The sequence below is a fragment of the Intestinimonas massiliensis (ex Afouda et al. 2020) genome, from assembly GCF_001244995.1.
GTDB lineage: Bacteria > Bacillota > Clostridia > Oscillospirales > Oscillospiraceae > Intestinimonas > Intestinimonas massiliensis.
In genome coordinates this window covers 848,713-867,343 of sequence record NZ_LN869529.1, presented here as the reverse complement: position 1 = coordinate 867,343, position 18,631 = coordinate 848,713, and the positions used below count along the sequence as shown (strand labels likewise).

Annotated in this window: 20 protein-coding genes; all 20 read right to left on the bottom strand. The window is 61.9% G+C overall.

Going from position 1 to position 18,631, the window contains the following annotated elements; genetic code table 11:
• Positions 1 to 54: 54 nt before the first annotated feature.
• The 20 genes from ispF to clpX all read right to left on the bottom strand — a co-directional run bounded on the left by ispF (position 55) and on the right by clpX (position 18,611).
• Positions 55 to 543 carry a 2-C-methyl-D-erythritol 2,4-cyclodiphosphate synthase gene (gene ispF, locus BN2154_RS08140; protein WP_050618342.1) on the bottom strand — a complete coding sequence of 163 codons (489 nt, stop codon included), beginning with the start codon at positions 541 to 543 and terminating at the stop codon, positions 55 to 57.
• A complete protein-coding gene (gene ispD / locus BN2154_RS08135; protein ID WP_050618341.1) occupies positions 540 to 1,274 on the bottom strand; it encodes a 2-C-methyl-D-erythritol 4-phosphate cytidylyltransferase in 735 nt (244 codons plus the stop codon). Before ispD ends, ispF begins: the two co-directional genes overlap by 4 nt.
• A gap of 72 nt (positions 1,275 to 1,346) precedes the next feature.
• On the bottom strand, positions 1,347 to 1,826 hold the full coding sequence (locus tag BN2154_RS08130; protein WP_050618340.1) for a CarD family transcriptional regulator: 480 nt from the start codon (positions 1,824 to 1,826) through the stop codon (positions 1,347 to 1,349).
• Positions 1,827 to 2,003: 177 nt separating this feature from the next.
• Positions 2,004 to 3,974: a bifunctional 4-hydroxy-3-methylbut-2-enyl diphosphate reductase/30S ribosomal protein S1 gene (locus BN2154_RS08125; RefSeq protein ID WP_050618339.1), complete on the bottom strand. Its 1,971-nt coding sequence runs from the start codon at positions 3,972 to 3,974 to the stop codon at positions 2,004 to 2,006.
• Positions 3,971 to 4,513, bottom strand: coding sequence for a lysophospholipid acyltransferase family protein (locus tag BN2154_RS08120; RefSeq protein ID WP_242853776.1), 543 nt, complete (start codon positions 4,511 to 4,513; stop codon positions 3,971 to 3,973). Before BN2154_RS08120 ends, BN2154_RS08125 begins: the two co-directional genes overlap by 4 nt.
• Before the next feature lie 50 nt (positions 4,514 to 4,563).
• On the bottom strand, positions 4,564 to 5,241 hold the full coding sequence (cmk, locus tag BN2154_RS08115) for a (d)CMP kinase (protein WP_050618337.1): 678 nt from the start codon (positions 5,239 to 5,241) through the stop codon (positions 4,564 to 4,566).
• Between the two features lie 4 nt (positions 5,242 to 5,245).
• Positions 5,246 to 6,490: a BaiN/RdsA family NAD(P)/FAD-dependent oxidoreductase gene (locus BN2154_RS08110; protein WP_094762418.1), complete on the bottom strand. Its 1,245-nt coding sequence runs from the start codon at positions 6,488 to 6,490 to the stop codon at positions 5,246 to 5,248.
• Positions 6,491 to 6,514: 24 nt separating this feature from the next.
• Positions 6,515 to 7,378, bottom strand: a complete 864-nt coding sequence (locus BN2154_RS08105) for a MurR/RpiR family transcriptional regulator (protein ID WP_050618336.1) — start codon at positions 7,376 to 7,378, stop codon at positions 6,515 to 6,517.
• A 132-nt stretch (positions 7,379 to 7,510) separates the two neighbouring features.
• Positions 7,511 to 8,212 carry a pseudouridine synthase gene (locus BN2154_RS08100; RefSeq protein WP_050618335.1) on the bottom strand — a complete coding sequence of 234 codons (702 nt, stop codon included), beginning with the start codon at positions 8,210 to 8,212 and terminating at the stop codon, positions 7,511 to 7,513.
• Positions 8,213 to 8,263: 51 nt separating this feature from the next.
• Positions 8,264 to 9,415, bottom strand: a complete 1,152-nt coding sequence (locus tag BN2154_RS08095; RefSeq protein ID WP_094762417.1) for a D-alanyl-D-alanine carboxypeptidase family protein — start codon at positions 9,413 to 9,415, stop codon at positions 8,264 to 8,266.
• Between the two features lie 39 nt (positions 9,416 to 9,454).
• Positions 9,455 to 9,862 carry a GerW family sporulation protein gene (ytfJ, locus tag BN2154_RS08090; protein ID WP_050618334.1) on the bottom strand — a complete coding sequence of 136 codons (408 nt, stop codon included), beginning with the start codon at positions 9,860 to 9,862 and terminating at the stop codon, positions 9,455 to 9,457.
• Positions 9,863 to 9,864: 2 nt separating this feature from the next.
• Positions 9,865 to 10,476 carry a DUF2953 domain-containing protein gene (locus BN2154_RS08085; protein ID WP_050618333.1) on the bottom strand — a complete coding sequence of 204 codons (612 nt, stop codon included), beginning with the start codon at positions 10,474 to 10,476 and terminating at the stop codon, positions 9,865 to 9,867.
• 4 nt (positions 10,477 to 10,480) lie between these two features.
• A complete protein-coding gene (scpB, locus tag BN2154_RS08080) occupies positions 10,481 to 11,104 on the bottom strand; it encodes an SMC-Scp complex subunit ScpB (protein ID WP_050618332.1) in 624 nt (207 codons plus the stop codon).
• A gap of 16 nt (positions 11,105 to 11,120) precedes the next feature.
• Positions 11,121 to 11,921, bottom strand: a complete 801-nt coding sequence (locus tag BN2154_RS08075) for a segregation and condensation protein A (protein WP_050618331.1) — start codon at positions 11,919 to 11,921, stop codon at positions 11,121 to 11,123.
• Between the two features lie 20 nt (positions 11,922 to 11,941).
• Positions 11,942 to 12,598, bottom strand: coding sequence for a site-2 protease family protein (locus tag BN2154_RS08070; RefSeq protein WP_050619577.1), 657 nt, complete (start codon positions 12,596 to 12,598; stop codon positions 11,942 to 11,944).
• A gap of 51 nt (positions 12,599 to 12,649) precedes the next feature.
• Positions 12,650 to 13,339: a tyrosine-protein phosphatase gene (locus tag BN2154_RS08065; RefSeq protein ID WP_050618330.1), complete on the bottom strand. Its 690-nt coding sequence runs from the start codon at positions 13,337 to 13,339 to the stop codon at positions 12,650 to 12,652.
• 102 nt (positions 13,340 to 13,441) lie between these two features.
• Positions 13,442 to 14,197: a fumarylacetoacetate hydrolase family protein gene (locus tag BN2154_RS08060; protein WP_050618329.1), complete on the bottom strand. Its 756-nt coding sequence runs from the start codon at positions 14,195 to 14,197 to the stop codon at positions 13,442 to 13,444.
• The gene (gene yihA, locus BN2154_RS08055) at positions 14,194 to 14,793 is read right to left on the bottom strand and encodes a ribosome biogenesis GTP-binding protein YihA/YsxC (RefSeq protein ID WP_050618328.1); all 600 of its coding nucleotides are present in this window, start codon (positions 14,791 to 14,793) and stop codon (positions 14,194 to 14,196) included. The genes BN2154_RS08060 and yihA overlap by 4 nt, the downstream gene beginning before the upstream one ends.
• A gap of 13 nt (positions 14,794 to 14,806) precedes the next feature.
• Positions 14,807 to 17,215 carry an endopeptidase La gene (gene lon / locus BN2154_RS08050; protein ID WP_050618327.1) on the bottom strand — a complete coding sequence of 803 codons (2,409 nt, stop codon included), beginning with the start codon at positions 17,213 to 17,215 and terminating at the stop codon, positions 14,807 to 14,809.
• 76 nt (positions 17,216 to 17,291) lie between these two features.
• Positions 17,292 to 18,611, bottom strand: coding sequence for an ATP-dependent Clp protease ATP-binding subunit ClpX (gene clpX, locus BN2154_RS08045; protein WP_050618326.1), 1,320 nt, complete (start codon positions 18,609 to 18,611; stop codon positions 17,292 to 17,294).
• Positions 18,612 to 18,631: the final 20 nt, after the last annotated feature.

Below are 18,631 nucleotides of genomic sequence, written 5' to 3'. Positions count from 1 at the left end.
ACAGGGGACAAAAAAGCCCTTCCGGCTCCTTGGCCGAGAGGGCTTTTTCCTGCGCTACCGCTCCAGCGTCTCCAGCAGGGCCACCGCGTGAGCGGCAATGCCGTCCCCACGCCCCGTGAAGCCCAACCCCTCCTCTGTGGTGGCCTTCACATTGACCCGTTCCGCCGGGACCCCCATATGCCGCGCCAGGTTCTGCCGCATCAGCGGGATGTGGGAGGCCAGCTTGGGGGCTTGGGCAACCACGGTGGCGTCTACATTTCCCACCTGCCAGCCGCTCTCCGCCAGCCGCAGGACCACCCGGTCCAGCAGCAGCAGGCTGGAAATACCCCGATAGGCCGGGTCGCGGTCGGGAAATAGCTTGCCGATGTCTCCCAGCCCGGCGGCGCCCAGCAGGGCGTCCATTACCGCGTGGGTAAGCACGTCGGCGTCGGAGTGTCCCAGCAGTCCCCGCTCAAAGGGCACGTCCACCCCGCCCAGGATCAGCTTTCGCCCTGCCGTGAGGCGGTGCACGTCGTAGCCGTGGCCGATGCGGAATCCGCTCATACCAGCTCTCCCCTTCCGTTCAGGATGCCCAGCCCCAGATTCAGGTCGGCCGGGGTGGTGATCTTGATGTTCTCATCGGAGCCCCGGGTCAGGCAGACCGTCATGCCCAGCCGCTCTACGGCCGCGCAGTCGTCTGTCAGTGTGGCGCCTTCCTCCGCCGCCTTTTGCAGCGCCGCCTTGATCAGGGAGGGCTCAAATACCTGCGGCGTCTGTACCGCGAACAGCTCTTCCCGGTTCAGCGTCTCCTCCACCAGACCGCCTGCGGCCCGCTTGATGGTGTCGTGGACCGGAACGGCCGGCGCGGCGGCCCCGCACTCGGCGGCCCGCAGGATGACCTGCTCCAGCACCTCCGGAGTGACAAAGGGCCTGGCTCCGTCGTGGACGCCGATGACATCGGCTGCCGGGTCGGTCTCCCGGACGCCCGCCAGCACCGACTGGGTGCGGGTGGCTCCGCCCACCACCAGCTTCCGCACCTTCTGTAAATCAAAATCCTTGCAGAGCTGGCCGGCGGGGACAATCAGATCCTGCCGGGTCACCACGATGATCTCCTGGACCAGCGGACAGTTCTCCAAGGCTTGCAGCGTGCGGATGAGAATGGGCACGTCCCCCAGAGGCAGCAGGATCTTATCCATCCCCTCCATCCGTGCAGAGGAACCGGCGGCGGGGACCACCATGGAGCACCGGGGCCCGGCGTGCTTTTTTCGGCGCAGTCGTTCAAACAGCGGCGGCATCTGCCATACACTTCCTTCCTGCTTGGCAAAAAAGGAGCCTGACGGCTCCTTTTCAGTGTACTCGAAAACAGCTTATTGCGCAAGTGCCGTATTTATGCGGGCTTCCACATCTTCATAGCTGGTGTTTTGGGAAAGAACCAACTCGGAGATGAGGATCTGCTTGGCGGAGTGGAGCATCTTCCGCTCCCCGGTGGAGAGGCCGCGGTCCGTATCCCGCAGAGCCAGCCCCTTTACCACGCGGGCCACCTCGGTCAGGTCGCCGCTTTTCAGACGCAGCATATTTTCCCGGTAGCGCCGATTCCAGTTGGCGGTCATATCCACTTCAATGTCGGGGATAGAGGCAATGATACGGTCAGCCTCGGCGCTGTTCACCACCGGTCGCACGCCAATCTCTTCGCTGTTCGTGGTGGGGATCATGACCAGCATCCCACCGACGGGAATTTTGAGCAGATAGTATTCCCGTACCACGCCGTTCACCTTTTTGCTTACGATGCTGTCTACGACACCGGCACCATGCATCGGATGAACAATTTTATCCCCTACCTGAAACATGAATCCACCTCCACAAAAACCGAAAAATAACTCTTGACAAATCTTATGAATGAGTTTATTATAAACCTTTCGATCATGGTTTGCAAGGGCCTTTCTGGAATAAACTCTGTAAAAAAGCAGTAAAACACCCCGTTTCCAACTGGAAACGGGGTGTTTTTTCATTGGAACAGGATGGATTTACTCCTCCGCCTCAGAAGAAGCGACCACTTCGTCCGCCTCACCGGGCTGGTTGCGGGCATCCTCCAGCAGAGCGCGGATGGACAGAGACACCTTCTTGTTGTCCATGTCGATGTCGGTAATGCGCACGTCCACCATCTGACCCTCGCTCAGCACGTCGCCGGGCTTGTCGATGCGGTGGTCCGCGATCTGGGAGATGTGGATCAGGCCGTCCACACCGGGGACGATCTCAGCAAAGGCGCCGAAGGTCATGAGCTTGACCACCTTGACATTGGCGGTGCTGCCGATGCTGTAGGTGTTGATGAACTTGGACCAGGGGTCCTCCGTGCGGTCCTTCATGCCCAGAGAGATTTTCTTCTTCTCGGGATCGAAGGAAATGACATACACCTCCACGGTATCGCCCACCTTCACCACCTCGGAGGGGTGCTTGATGCGAGACCAGGACAGCTCGGAAATGTGGACCATGCCGTCCACGCCGCCGATGTCCACAAAGGCGCCGTAAGAGGTCAGAGACTTCACCACGCCGGTATAGCGCTTGCCCTCCTCGATCTCCTCCCAGACCTTGGCGGCCTTGGCGGCGCGCTCCTCCTGGGCCACGGCGCGGATGGAACCCACCACCCGACGGCGGGCACGGTTGACCTCGGTGATACGCATACGGACCTTCTGCTTCACCAGCTCGCTCATGTCGGCGTCACGGGGCAGGCCGGTCTGGGAAGCGGGAATGAACACGCGCACGCCCCGCACGGAGGCCTCTACGCCGCCCTTGTTGTCCTTGGTCACCACGCCCTCGACAGGGGTGTGATTCTCGCAGGCGGCCTCGATGTCATCCCAGCTCTTGACGGTATCCAGGCGCTTCTTGGACAGGGTGACAACGCCCTCCGCGTCGTTGACGCGCATGACGTAGGTTTCAATCTCGTCGCCCACCTTCACGATGTCCTCCACCTTGACGGTGGGGTCGTCGGACAGCTCGGATACGGGTATGTATCCGGCGTGCTTGGTGCCCAGATCCACGTAGATCTCCGTGGGCGTGATTTCCGTGACGATGCCCGTTACCTTCTCCCCTGTATTTAAAGTCTTGATCGATTTCTCCAGCAGATCAGCGAAGGATTCTTCGATCTCCATGATTTCGTCGCTCATTTTGTCATAGACCTCCTTTATAATCCACCCGGGCGTGGAAGCGCCCGCAGTGACTCCTACAGAAGCCAGTCCCCGGAACGAGGACGGTTCCAGCTCCTCCGCCCCCTCGACGGCGACCACCCGGGGACAGAGGGCGCGGCACAGTTCCGCCAGCCGTTTGGTGTTGGAGCTTCGCCGGTCTCCGATGACAATCATGGCATCGGAACGGGCGGCCAACGCCTGGGCCTCCGTTTGCCGCGTACACGTAGCGCTACATATTGTATCAAAAATTTCTGCGTTTGTACATAGTTTTTTTGTTTTTTCTATACTTGATTCCCAAATTACGCGGGTGGAGGTGGTCTGCGAGACCAGTGTCAAGGGTTTTTCCCGATATTCTGGATGTTCCGACAGCCAAATCTCCCATTCCTCCGCGCCAGCCAGCACCACCGGGCGCCTGCACCAGCCGGCGATGGCCACCACCTCCGGATGATCGGGCGTGCCGATGATCACGGGCTGACGCCCCTCCTGCTCGGCTTTTTCCACCAGCCGGTGGATCTTGGTGACGTTGGGGCAGGCCGCGTCAATGACTTTGGCGCCCTTAGCCTTCAGCGCCTCATGCACCCGGCGGGGCTCTCCGTGGGAGCGCAGGATGACCGAACTGCCTTCCGGGACCTCATCCACGCTTCCCACACAGGACACGCCCTTTTTCGCCAGCCAGCTCACCACATGGTCGTTGTGGATGACGGGCCCCAGCATGACACAGGGCTCGCCCGATTCCGCCGCCTGTGCCGCCAGCTCCACCGCACGGCGGACGCCGTAGCAGAAACCGGCGGACTTCGCCAGCTCCACTCTCATGCCGCTGCCTGGGCCTTCAGAGCCCGAATCCGCGCCATCATGTCGTCGGCAATGGCGTGGTATTCCTCCGTGGTGGCCCGTCTGCCCGCCGTCACGGGATAATAGGGCTCTCCGATGATCACCGGAGTGCGGCCAAACCACTTTTTCTTTTCGGAGATATAGACCGGCAGGATGGGGACGCCGCACCGCACGGCCAGCATGGCGGCCCCGGTCTTGGCCTCGCCCGCTCCGCCGTCCTTGATGCGAGTGCCCTCCGGGAAGAGAAGCACTTTTTCCCCGCCTTTCAGGAACTTCATCGCCTGCTTGATGGCGCCCACATCGGCTTTGCCCCGGTCCACGCCGAATACGCCGGCCTTGCTCAGGAGCCAGCCAATCACGGGTACCCGGATCAACTCGGCTTTCGCCATGGCGCGGACCTGATGCTTGAGCCGGAAGGCGAATACCAAAAAAAAGGGATCAGAAGCCGCCGTGTGGTTGGCGCAGACCAGCACGCCGCCCTCCGGGATGTGCTCCCTGCCGACGGCCCGGCAGGGGTGCACCAAATTAAAAAAAGGAAAAATAATACAGTAAAGTATGGCGTAAACGGTCCTCATTGGCCCAGTTTCCTCCTGATAGTCTCAAGTAAGGCATCAAAGCTCTCCTGCAGGGACAGACCCGTGGTGTCCACCGCGATGGCGTCTTCCGCCTGACGCAGAGGTGCGGCGGCGCGGGTGGTGTCCTTGCGGTCGCGCTCAATGATATCGGCCAGCACGGTCTCATAGCAGTCCGGCAGCCCTTTGGCCGCCAGCTCGGCATGGCGGCGGCGGGCCCGGTCCTCGGCGGAGGCGGTCAGGAAAATCTTCACGTCTGCGGCGGGCAGAACCACTGTGCCGATGTCCCGTCCGTCCATGATGACGTCATGGGTCCTGGCCAGGTCCCGCTGCATGTTCAGCAGAAACGCCCGTACCGCCGGGATGGCGGAGACGGAGGAGGCGTATTTGGAGATCTCCGGCCGGCGGATGGACTCGGTTACATCCTCGCCGCCCAGGTACATGTGCTGTAGCCCGTCGCTGCCGTAACGCAGGCGGATATCCGCGTCCGGCAGAAGGGCGGTGACGGCCGCCGCGTCGTCGGGGGCCACCCCCTGACGGCAGGCCAGCAGACCCAGCGTACGGTAGATCGCGCCGGTATCGACATAGACAAAACCCAGAGCCTCCGCCAACCGCTTGGCCATCGTACTCTTCCCCGCGCCGGACGGTCCGTCCACCGCGATGCTCCGAAATGACATATTCTTATCCCCCCAATACGCGCAGCGCCGCGGCCTGTCCCGCCGCACGGCCGGTACACCAGGCGATCTGCAGGTTGAACCCGCCGGTGTAGGCGTCCACGTCGATGAGTTCTCCGGCGAGGTATAACCCCTGCACCAATTTGGATTCCATTGTCCTGGGGTCGATCTCTCCCACCTTCACCCCGCCGGAGGTGACAATGGCGTCCTCCACCGGCCGCGGCCCCTGGACCTCAAAGCACAATGCCTTGAGCAACTCCAGCAGCCTGCGCCGCTGGACCTTGGTGACCGAATTGGCCGGCAGGTCCGCCGGAATGCCGGAGCGCGCCGTCAGCACAGGCACCAGCAGTCTGGGGGCCAGATGCTCCAGCACGTTGTGGAAGGCCTGGTTGGCATGCTCGCTGAACTCCCGCACCAGACGGGCGTCCAGCGTCTGCTCGTCCAGGGCGGGCTTCAGGTCGATGCAGACGGTATAGCGGTCCTTTTCATACTCCCGCATATGGGCGCTGGCGCTGAGAATCAGCGGTCCGGACAGGCCGAAGTGAGTGAACAACAGCTCCCCCTGCTCCTGAAAGACGACCTTGCCCCTTTGGTTCTTGACCCGCACCGACACATTGCGCAGGGAGAGCCCCTGCATTTGGGGGCACTCCTCCCCTTCGATCACCAGGGGGATCAGGGAGGGCCTGGGCGGCAGGACGGTATGCCCCAGCTCCGCCGCCATGCGGTAGCCGTCGCCGGTGGATCCGGTCAGAGGATAGGAGCACCCTCCCGTGGCCAACACGGCCGCAGCGCAGGGATAAGTGCCGCGCTCCCCTTTTACGCCGGAGATGCGGTCCTCCGTGGCCAGCAGGCGCACCGCCCGGTCCTCCACGATGGACACCTTCTGACGCCGCAGAGCCATGAAAAGCGCGTCGATGACATCCGCCGCCCGGTCGGACTGCGGAAAAACCCGGCCGCCGCGTTCCGTCTTGAGCGGGACGCCCAGGCCGGTAAAGAATTCCTGCACGGCGGAGGGCGGAAAGCGGGTCATAGCGCTGGTAAGAAAACGACTGTTATGCGGGACGTTGGAGAGCGCCTCGTCCGCAGGACAGTCGTTGGTAAGGTTACAGCGGCCTTTCCCTGTGATATAAAGCTTCCGGCCCACCTTCTGGTTGCGCTCCAGAAGGATGACGCAAGCGCCTGACTGGGCGGCGGACAGCGCGGCCATCATGCCCGCCGCGCCGCCACCTACCACAACGATCTGAGATTCCAAAGTGAAGCCCCTTTCAGCGGGTCTTTATTCCTCGACCTTTTCGTAGACGCCATACTCCGACCAAATCTGCTCCAGATTCACAAAGGTCTGCTCCACATCCTCGTTTTTCCTGCGGCCCACCGCCACAATGAGGGCGTTGACCAGACTCAAAGGCGCCACCAGGGAGTCCACAAAGGAGGCCATATCGCTCTTGGCCAGCAGGGTCTCGGTGGCGATTTCGGCCAGCGGAGAGGCCTCGGAATCGGTCAGCGCAATGACGTTGGCCCCCCGGTCCCGGGCAAAGTGCATGGCCTTTACCGTGCGGCTGGAGTACCGGGGAAAGCTGATGCCGATGACGGCGTCCTCGGGGCCCACACGCAGAAGCTGCTCGAAGATCTCACTGGCCGAGGTGGTGTGGACCAGCGCGATATTATCAAAGATCAGATTAAAATAGAACCCGATGAAGTCGGCCAGCGCGGCGGCGGACCGGACGCCCAGGATATAGATGCGCTTGGCGGCCAGAATGGCGTCCACCGCGGCCTTAAAGCTCTCCCGGTCGGTCTCCTCCATGGTCATGCGGATCTTCTCGATATCCGACTGCATCACCATGGACAGCACGTCCTGATTGCCGATGCGGTCGTTCGCCACCTCGATGCGCTGGATGGAGGTCAGCTTGTTGCGGATCATCTCCTGCAGTGCCTTCTGCATACTGGGGTAGCCATCGTAGCCCAACTCGGCGGCGAACCGCACCACGGTGGACTCGCTGACGTTGACCGTCTTGCCCAGCCGGCTGGCGGTCATAAAGGCAGCCTTGTCATAGGACTCCAGAATGAAGCGCGCAATCAGCTTTTGCCCTTTGGAGAAGGTGTTCATCCGGGTCTGAATTATGGAAAGAATATCACGGGTCATAAGGAAATACCCCCAGGCTCTGTTCCCCGCCCTTGGGGAGCATGGATTTTACGTACTAACGTACTATATCATAGCGGGAAGCCCGGAGAAAAGCAAGTAAAATCTGCAAGGAAAATTAGGTTTCTTGCAAAATCACAAAAGAAGCTTACGGAACCACGCCACTTCTGTATTGGCCAGCGGCCGCCACCGCCCCACGGGCAGATCTCCCAGAAAAATAGGCCCCTCCCGCACCCGGCGAAGGGTTTTTACCGTCAGCCCCGCCTGGGCGCACATCCGGCGCACCTGCCTGTTTTTCCCTTCGTGGATAACGATGGACAGGCAGTTTGCGCCCCGCTCCGTCACCTTGGCGGGGGCCAGCGGGACGCCGTCCAGCTCCATGGGCCCCCGCAGGTGGGGCAGCGCCCGTGCCAGATCGCCGGAGACCCATACCCAGTATTCCTTCTCCACCGCATGCCGAGGATGAATCAGGCGGTTGGTGACCGCTCCGTCATTGGTCATCAGAAGCAGGCCCTCTGAGTCCAGGTCCAGCCGTCCCACCGGCCACACCCGCGCCCCGCAGCCGGAGACCAGCTCTGCCACCGTCTTGCGCCCCCTCTCGTCCGAAAGGGTGGTTACATAGCCCCGTGGCTTGTTCAGCATCAAATAGACCGGGTGGGCCGGACCGCCGACCCGATGCCCGTCCAGCACGATCTGGTCCCGGACCGGGTCGGCCCTGGTCCCCAGAGCAGCGGTGACACCGTTGACCGTCACCCGGCCGGCGGAGATATACTCCTCCGCAGTCCGGCGGGAGCATACCCCGGCGGCAGATAGGATCTTTTGCAGACGCTCCTCCATAAAGAGAACTCCTCGCTTCCATATGTAAGGCCCGCCGCAGGCGGGCCTGTGTCAGCTCGTATGGGGGGCGAAGGCCGTCAGAAAGGCGGCGCTGTCCGCCCGGTTCAAAAAATCCAGCACCCGCCGCAGCAGGGAGCTGCCCACCACCGCGTCCCGGCGCACATCGGCGTCATAGAGCAGGTAGGTCTCTCCCACGCAGGTTTCTCCCAGATAGAAGGACAGCTTCCCCGCGATGGTCCCCTCCGTTACCGGTGCCTGCGCCCGCTCCGGCAGGAGGAGCTCTGCCTGGAGCTCTTCTTCCGCCGCAGTGGGGTAATATACATCCTCGCCGGTGCGGACGGCCACAAACCGGGTCAGACTGCCCTCCACCGGCACCCGCCGGAACACCTTCCCCGCCGTAGCCAGCACCTGCCGGGGATAGGTCTCAAACCCGTAGTCGAACAAAGCGGCGTGGTCCTTCCAGTCGTCGGGGTCGCTGAGGGTCACGCAGATCAAAAGCTGCCCTTCCCGCCGGGCACAGGATACCAGGGTCCGCCCCGCAAGCTGCGTATAGCCGGTCTTCATTCCCTCACAGCCCTCGTACTGCCACAACAGCTTGTTGTGATTGGTGAAGGTGCGGGCGCCCAGCGTAATGGACTTGGTGCCCACGATCTCCGCCAGCGCCTCATGCCTCAGGACCTCGGCGGCCAGAAGAGCCATATCGGCGGCAGTGGAATAGTGCGCTTCGTCGTTGAGTCCGTTGGGGTTTGCAAAGTGGGTGTCCTCCATACCCAGGCTCGCCGCACGCTGGTTCATCCAGTCCACAAAGGTCTCCACATCTCCGGCGCAGTGGCGGGCCACCGCCAGGGCGGCGTCATTGCCCGACTGGAGCAGCAGACCATACAGCAGCGTTTTCAGAGGCAGTTTCTCCCCTGGCTTCAGGTACATGGAGGAGCCCTCGGCCAGCGTGTCTGCCGGCTGGATCGTGACCTCATCCTCCAGGTCGGGAGTGGATTCCACCGCCACCAGGGCGGTCATCAGCTTGGTGATGCTGGCGATAAGCCGTTTTTCACGGGCGTTCTTCTCGTAGAGCACCCGGCCGCTGGCGGCATCGACCAGGATGGCGGAGGCCGCCGCGGTCTCCGGCCCCGCCGCCTGGGCGCTCCGGAGGGCAAAAGGGTACAGCAATACAGCGGCCAGCAGGGCCGCGAGCATACGCTTCATACGTGTCACCTCGACGCACAGATGACACTAGTATGGAGCTTAGAACCCGGATTTATCCTCGGCCTTTTTCTGGTCAATGAAGCCGGTGACCTTGTCAAACATTTCGGGCACCAGCTCCACCACCCGGTCCACCGTGGTATTGGCGGGAGGCGCTACAGGCAGCAGCTTTACAGTGTCCCCCTTCACGATGAGAAAGGCCACCGGAGAGATGTTGACGCCGGCCCCGCCGCCCCCGCCGAAGGCGTTGTCGGCCTCGGGCTTCTGGTTCTTGGTGGCAAAGTCGCTGCCTCCGGAGGCAAACCCGAAGGAGAGCTTCGATACGGGGATGAGCGTGATGCCGTCGTCCGTCCGGATGGGGGTGCCGATAATGGTGTTGACGTCCACCATTTCCCGGATCTTCTGCATGGTGGTGCTCATCAGATCGCCGATGGGATGATTTTTTTCCATAGTTAAACCGCCTCTTTCTGTTTTTGCCCGCTTTTGTATTGGGATAGGATGCGCAGAGCCTGGAACCCCAAGCGGACGGCGAGGACCACGCCCTGCCCGATGGTAAGGGAGAATGCCGCCTTCAGGTAGATTACAGGGCGGCTGCCCTCGAAATCCACCGCGGTGCGGATGCTCCGCTGCCGGACATTAAAATGATTCTCCAACAGGGGCAACATCATACCCAACGCGGCGTTGGCGCCGCCAAAGGCCATGGCTGCCGCCGCCGGGTTGGAGGCCGCCGCCGTCAGCTCCAACTCCAGTTGGTCGATGCGCACCTTGCGCTTGAACCGTCCGGCCGTCTCGGCGGCCAGAGGCAGGAACTCCTTCACCCGAGACAGGGTCCCACCCTTTTTCGGCGGCTTTTCCCTCTGACCCTCCGGCTGCGGATTTTTTTCCTGAGGCGGCCTGGGCTTCCGCGCCCTTTTCCGCATGGGGAAAACCGTGAGGTGCAGCCGTCCCAGCCGAATACGGACCAGCAGCCCCTGAGCGGAATACTCCAGCACTCCGCCCACCCGGACCAGGGAGAGTAGAAACAGGAGAACCAGAACAGTCCCTAAGATGATCCATGCCCTCATGGTCTCACCCTCCCGCCTCTTCCCCGCCGGTGGGAGAGGACTCCGGCTTCTCCTGCTGACTTTTGAGCTGCTCCAGGGCGGTCTGCATCTCCAGGGTGAGCTGCCCGTCCTCGAGGCTGGCGTTGGGCAGCTCGGGCAGCTCCTCCAGACTGGACAGCCCGAAGGAACGCAGAAAGGTGGGCGTGGTGCGGTACAGGATGGGCCGTCCGGGGACGGCCAGACGGCCGCACTCCTCGATGAGCTCCCGGTCCAGCAGTAAACCAACGGTGTAGGAGCTGTCCACGCCCCGCACCTGGTCCACATAGGCCCGGGTGGCGGGCTGGTAATAGGCGATGATGGCCAGCACCTCCAGAGCGGACTGGGAGAGCTTGGCGGGCTTCCGGCTTTCCAGGGCCCTGCGGATATAGTCGGCATACTCCGGCGCCGAACAGAGCTGATAGCTGGCGTCCAGACGAACCAGACGGATGCCCCGCCGCTCATAGCTGTAATAGTCCATCAGCCGCTGGGCCACCGCGTCCGCCGCGGCCCGGTCGATCCCCAGCGTCAGGCATAGGCGCTCCACGCCCACCGGCTCGCCGGCGGCGAAGAGGATGCCCTCCATGGCGGATTCGATTTCCTTCAATTCCATTGCAGTACCACCCCTATCAGTAGGCATCGGTGGAGAGCTCCAGGGCGTCGTCTCCCTCCCCGGTGCAGGTGACGGTGCAGTCGGCGTCGGTACCCGCCAGCCGGATGCGCTTGGCCTTGCAGAGCTCCAGCACGGCAATGAAGGTGGCCACCACCTCGGACCGGCTGCGGTTGCCCCGAAACAGGGCCCGGAACCGGGTGACGCCAAAGTGCACCAGCCGCTGGATCAGCTCCGCCGCCTTGTCGGAGACGGGATAGGGCTCCCGGCCAACAATGCCCTCAAAGGCGCTCATAGGCGGCGGCAGCTTGTTGTCCGCGCGCTCCAGCACCGCCGCCATGGCCCGCCGCAGGTCCTCCCGGCTGTGGACATAGCGGTAGGTCCGGCTGACCGGCAGGTGCTCCGGTACCTTGGTGATGTAATCCCGACCGACGGCGTAGCGATCGGACAGCTCCCGCGTTACCACCTTGACCTTCAGATAGTTCTCATGGCGCTGGTGCGCCTCCAGAGAAGCGATGAGCTGCTCCATCTCGCTGAGGGCCTCCTCGTCGTGGATGGACAGCAGCATCCGGGACTTGATAAAGACCAGTTGGGCAGCCATGGACACAAAGTCGCTGGCCACCTCCAGATCCAGGCGCTTGCGCTGGTTCATCCAGGCCATGTACTGGTCCAGAATGACCGCGATCTGGATGTCCTTGATCTCCATCCTGTTTTTGGAGAGCAGGTGGAGGATCAGGTCCAGGGGGCCGGTAAAATCCCCCAGTTCCTCTTCCGCACGGGCCTTAACCACGCCCTCCAGATGATAGATGGGAGCCTCCACGCCGCCACCCCCTTTCCAATTCAGACGAACAGCCGGAACACCCACTCCGAGCCGTGGAGGAGCAGCTCCAGAATCCAGCGGCGCACCGCGTACAGGGGACCGTCCAGCACCCCCGTCCAAAGTACCGCCATCAGTACGACGATCCCAATGCGCTCGAAACGCAGGATCTGGTAATAGATTCGGTCGGGCAGGACTCCCTCCAGCACCTTGGAGCCGTCCAAGGGCGGAAACGGGATGAGATTGAATACCCCCAGGCCCACGCTCAGAGAGGCCAGCAGCCAGCAGAAGTCCAAAAGGCCCTCAGCCACAGTGCCGGACACCGCTCCTGCGTAAAGCAGTCCGTAAAACAGGGCATACAGCAGCATGGCGGCGTAGGCCAACAGGAAATTGGACGCCGGTCCCGCCAGGGCGGTCAGGGCCATGCCGCTTTTGGGGTGCTTGAAATAGCGCATATCCACCGGCACCGGTTTGGCCCATCCAAAGCCCACCGCCAGCATCATGAGGGCGCCAAAGGGATCGATGTGCCGCAGCGGATTGAGGGACAGCCGGTGCATCCGCTTGGCCGTGGGGTCACCCAGCGCATAAGCGGCCAGACCGTGACAGGTCTCGTGGATGGTGAGGCACAGCAGGACTGCCGCTACCTGCATCAGCAGGTCGATCAGTCCGCTCCAATCCATATTCTGTGTAAAATTGGAAAAGGAATACAAGGGAGCTTCCCCTTTCATTGCTCAGGCCAGCAGCTTGTGCCGCAGGGTCTCCAGTTCTCCATCGGTCAGCCCGGCCGCCCGGAGGTAGTCCGGCACAGAGCCGTACTTGTCCAGCAGCAGGTCCATGCACTCCTCCAGATACTCCCGCCTGGACTGGCCGGCGAAGGCCGCCAGATCGGGAACCCGGAGCTGGATGAGCTGGATGATCTCCGCCAGATAGGTCTCGGAGATCTGATAGTCGGCCAGGATATCCTCCCGAGCCACGCCCGCCAGCGAGAGCAGCAGCATGGCCAGAATGCCGGTGCGGTCCTTGCCCGCCGTGCAGTGGAAGAGTACACCGCCGGGCGCGGCCGCCAGGATACGCATGGCCCGTCCCACGCAGGTCAGTCGGTCCATGGCCTCAAAATAGGCCCTTCCGATGTCGGCCTCCAGATTGGGCAGCTTCTCAATTCCAACCAGCGGACAGTGGTGGTATAGAAAACCGGGCTGGCTGCGGAGCTGGTCCGGCTGACGCGCCAGTTCCTCCCCGCTGCGCAGGTCCACGATGGTGGTGATGTCCCGCTCCCGGAGCCATTGGATGTCCTGTTCGGACAGGCCAGCGGGGTTATCGCCCCGCAAAAAACGCTCCCAGACGGTAACGCCGTCGCCGGCGGGGTAGCCCCCCAGATCTCTCAGGTTGTTCATCTTCCCCAGGGGAATGCGCCGCAGCATAGCCTCTGCCTCCCATTGCCGATTCATTCAGACAGCTTAGTATACCAAATGATTCCGAAAAGCACAAGGTGAAGACGCTCGCAGCGCCTTCACCTCGCGGTTTTACACGATATGGTTGCGCAGGACACCGATCCCCTCGATCTCTACCTCTACCGTGTCGCCGGGCTGCATGGAGCCGATTCCCGCCGGCGTGCCGGTGGACACCACATCGCCGGGCTCCAGCGTGATCCCGGCAGTGATGAACTCCATGAGCTCGGGGATCTTGGTCATGAACAGGGAGGTACGGGAGGACTGGACCGTCTTGCCGTTGAGCCGGGTCTCCAGTTTCAGATCGGTGGGATCTACCTCGTCGGTCAGCACCGGCCCGGCGGGCGCAAAGCCGTCCATGCACTTGCCGCGGGTCCACTGGCCGTCCCCTTTCTGGACATCCCGGGCGGTAACGTCGTTGAGAATCGTGAAGCCGAGTATGTATTCCCACGCCTCGGCGGCCTTCACCCTGGATGCGGTCTTTTTAACCACGAAGGCCAATTCCCCCTCGTAATCCAGCCGCTGTACAAAATCCGGGGCGTGGATTTCGCCTTCCGGATCGTTGATGCAGTTATGGGTCTTCATGAAGAGGATGGGGCGATCTGGGATGCCCTCCCCCATCTCCACGGCATGATCGTAGTAGTTCTTGCCTACGCAGACGATCTTGCCGGGGTCGCAGGGGGCCAGAAGCTGGCAGTCCGCCACCTTCCACGCCTTCCCATCGTAGTACTCCGCGCCGTCATAAGGCGGCCACTTCAGTGTCCGTATCACATCGCCGTCCAGCACGCCCCAGCGCACCCGGCCCAGCCGGTTTGCACGCACATATTTCATTGCACACTCTCCCCCACTTGTTCCGATATTAGGGCCAGCAGCGCCTGCCGCCCTGCTCCCTTCTCAGCCGAAAAGGGAATCACCTTTACGGTATCCTCCAGCTCCAGGGTCTCCCGGATTCGCCGGAGATTGGGTTCGATCTCACTTTTCTTCAGCTTATCCAGCTTGTTGGCCACCACTGCATAGGGCCTGCCCGCCTGCTTGAACCAGGCCCCCATTGTGCAGTCATCCGCCGTCGGTTTGTGCCGCGCGTCCACGATCATGACCCCCAAGGTCATCAGAGAAGGGTCGTCAAACCAGGATTGAATCAGGCGGCCCCACCGCTCTTTTTCCGCCTTGGATACCTTGGCATAGCCATAGCCAGGCAAATCCACCAGGTAGAGCCTACCGTCGATCTTGAAATAGTTGATGTGGGTGGTCTTTCCCGGAGAATTGCCCACTCGGGCAAAATTTTTGCGGTTAAGCAGGCGGTTGATGACCGAGGACTTTCCCACATTGGACCGCCCGGAAAAGACTACCTGTGGCATACCGTCCCGGGGAAAGTCCTCCCGCTTGGCCGCTGAACGCACGAACTCCGCCTTTTGGAGATTGATCATATCCGTTCTCCCGTCACTGTTTCAGATTGAGACTGGCCTGCGCCCGTCTCGCCTCCTGACCGGTAAAGCCGGACAGGTCCGGCTGGACCTGGGACTCGTCGAAGTTCAGCGCGGCTGCCAGCACCTCGTCCACATGCTCCACGGGAATAAAGTGAAGGGCGCTGCGCACAGTCTGGTCAATCTCCGCCAGGTCGGGCGCATTCTCTGCGGGCAGGATCACTGTCCGCATCCCATTGCGCAGTGCGGCCATGGTCTTTTCCCGCAAGCCGCCGATGGGCAGCACCCGACCCCGCAGGGTGATCTCCCCGGTCATGGCGATTCCCCGCTTTACGGTGGCCCCGGTCAAGGCCGACACCATCGCCACCGCGATGGTGATGCCGGCGGAAGGTCCGTCCTTGGGGACCGCGCCCTCCGGGAAATGGACATGCAGATCCCTGGTCTTGTAAAAATCGGATGCAATCCCCAACTGCTGGGACCGACTGCGGATATAGGAGAGCGCCGCGTGAGCCGATTCCTTCATCACGTCGCCCAGGTTTCCGGTGAGCTCCACCTTGCCGGAACCCGGAACCACATTGACCTCCACTTGAAGTAGTTCGCCGCCCACCGAGGTCCAGGCCAGTCCGTTGACGACGCCCACCTGCTCTCCGCTGTCCAGCTTTTCCGGATGGTATTTTCTCACCCCAAGGTACCGCTCTAAATCATCTCCTGTAATGGAGATTTGCTTTACAGAATCGGATACAATATGCATCGCCGCCTTCCGGCTCAGGGCAGCCAGCTCACGCTCCAACACACGGACGCCGGACTCGCGGGTATAGCCGGTGATGACTTCCCGGATAGCGTCGTCCGTTAGCTTGAGCTGCGTCTTTTTCAGGCCATGCCGCTTCATCTCCTTGGGAAGCAGGTGGCGCTTGGCGATCTGCAGCTTCTCCTCATCGGTATAGCTGGTCAGTTCAATGACCTCCATCCGGTCCAGCAGCGGCCGCGGAATGGTCTCGGTGGTGTTGGCCGTGGTAATGAAGAGCACGTCGGATAGGTCATAGGGCAACTCTAAAAAGTGGTCCCGGAAGGTGCTGTTCTGTTCCGCATCCAGTACCTCCAGCAGGGCCGACGCCGGGTCGCCGTGGATATCGGAAGCCAGCTTGTCAATCTCGTCCAATAGCAGTAAAGGGTTACTGCTTTCCGCCTGTCGAATGGCGGAAATGATCCGACCAGGCATGGCGCCCACATAAGTCTTCCGGTGGCCGCGAATTTCGGCTTCATCGTGAACGCCGCCCAGCGAGATCCGAGCCAGCTTCCGATTCAGTGCCCGGGCCACGCTCATGGCGATGGAGGTCTTGCCCACGCCAGGAGGGCCCACCAGGCAGATGATCTGCCCCTTCAGGTCAGGCGCCAACTGCTTGACGGCCAGAAATTCCAAAATGCGCTCCTTGACCTTCGTCAGGCCGTAGTGGTCGGCGTCCAGTACTCTGCGAGCGGACTCCACATTGACACGCTCCCGTGTCTTCTTGCTCCAGGGCAGCTCCAGACAGATATCCAGATAGTTGCGGATCACTGTGGCCTCGGCCGATCCAAAGGGCTGCTTGGCCAGGCGGTCCACCTCTTTGTTGAGCTTTTCCGACACCTCCTGGGGGAGCCGCGCCTTTTTGATTTTCTGGCGGTACTCTCCCAGCTCACTGTCGCCGCTGTCCCCCTCGCCCAGTTCGCTCTGGATGGCCTTGAGCTGCTCCCGGAGAACGTAGTCCCGCTGGTTGCGGGTAAGCTGGTCCCGGACCTTGGACTGCATATCCTGCTCCAACTGGAGGATCTCCACCTCCCGTTTCAGGGCGTGGCATAGCCGCTCCAGGCGGCGCAAGGGACGAAGCTCCTCCAGAATAGCCTGCTTATCCCCCGCCCGCATGGCGATATTCTGGGCGATATAGTCGGCAATATAGCCCGGGTCCTCGCTGGCCAGTACGTGGATGAGCACGTCGCTGGTCATTCGGGGCGAGAGCTCGGTATAGGTCTCGAAAAGCTCATAGGTGCTGCGAATCAGGGCCTCGGTCCTGGGGGTATTGCGTACGGACTCCGGAATGGGCAACGTCTCTACCTGACCCTCCAGGAAGGGTGCAGTCTGCATCAGGCTCAACAGCTTGCCCCGGTCCTCTCCCTCCACCATGACCCGCACGTTGTCTCCCGGCAGACGCAGGATCTGTTTGACATTGGAGATGGTGCCCACGGAGAACAGATCCTCCTGCCGGGGCTCCTCCACCGCCAGATCCTTCTGGGTCACCAGAAACACCGGGGACCCGGAGGCCATAGCCTCGTCCAGGGCCTTGATCGACGCCTCCCGGCCCACGTCAAAGTGGAGCAGCATATTGGGAAAAATGGTAAGCCCCCGGAGAGCCAGTACCGGCATCGTGCTGATATCGGGATCAGCCTTCATGGAAAATCACTTCCTTTCAGGTTGCAAAACGAATAGAACAAGGAGGACGGAGCTCCGCCCCGCCCTCCTTGCGCTGTTATGACACGTTGCTGTTTCGGGGCTGCAGGCCGCCCCGCTCTGCCCGGAGCGCGGCGCCGCCCAGACGGGGCCTGGGCGGGCGTTCTGGATTCCGGACCAGCTCCGGCCGTACCTGCTCGGTGACGCAGGCGGGTGTGATGACCACTTTTTCGATGTCGGGCTGGTCGGGCACATCATACATGACCTGGGTCATGACCTCCTCCAGCACCGCCCGGAGTCCGCGGGCCCCGATGCCGCGCTGGATAGCCTTCTCGGCTGCCGCCTCCAGCGCCTCCGGCTGGAAATCCAATTCCACGTTGTCGTAAGCCAGCAGCTTCTGATATTGCTTTACCAGAGCATTTTTGGGCTCGGTGAGGATGCGGACCAGTTGCTCCTTTCCCAAGGACTGGAGCGCCGTGATGACGGGCAGGCGGCCCACCAGCTCGGGGATGATGCCAAACTTCAGCAGGTCGTGAGGCTGGACCTGCTTGAGAATGGCGGATACATCCCGGTCCTTGCGGCTCTCCACCTGGGCGCCGAAGCCGATGGCCTTCTTGTCCAGGCGCTGCTCGATGATCTTCTCGATGCCGTCGAAGGCGCCGCCGCAGATGAACAGGATGTTTTTGGTGTCGATCTGGATAAACTCCTGGTGGGGGTGTTTCCGGCCACCCTGAGGCGGTACGTTGGCCACGGTGCCCTCCAGGATCTTCAAAAGAGCCTGCTGGACGCCCTCGCCGGAGACATCCCGGGTAATGGAGGTGTTCTCCGACTTCCGGGCGATCTTGTCGATCTCATCCACATAGATGATGCCACGCTGGGCCAGCTCGATATCGTAATCGGCGGCCTGGACCAGGCGCAGCAGGATGTTCTCCACGTCATCGCCCACATAGCCGGCTTCCGTCAGGGTGGTGGCGTCGGCGATGGCAAAGGGCACCTTCAGGATACGGGCCAGCGTCTGGGCGAAGAGGGTCTTGCCGCAGCCGGTGGGTCCCATGAGCAGGATATTGCTCTTCTGAAGCTCCACGTCGTCTCCGCCGCCGAAGTAGATGCGCTTATAGTGGTTGTATACCGCCACCGAGAGGGCCACTTTGGCATCCTCCTGGCCGATGATATACTGGTCCAGCACGTCTCGGATCTCCCGGGGCGTGGGGATCACGTCGGGGATATCCACGTGCGCCTCTTCGGGTGCGGTCCCCGCGTCGTCCAAAATGCTCATACAGAGCTGGACGCATTCGTTGCAGATATAAGCGCCGGGTCCGGCAATGATGCGGGAGACCTGCTCCTGGTGCTTTCCGCAGAAGGAACAGCGGACCGGACGCTTTTCGTCATTTTTAGGCATAACTCAACCTCTTGAATCCA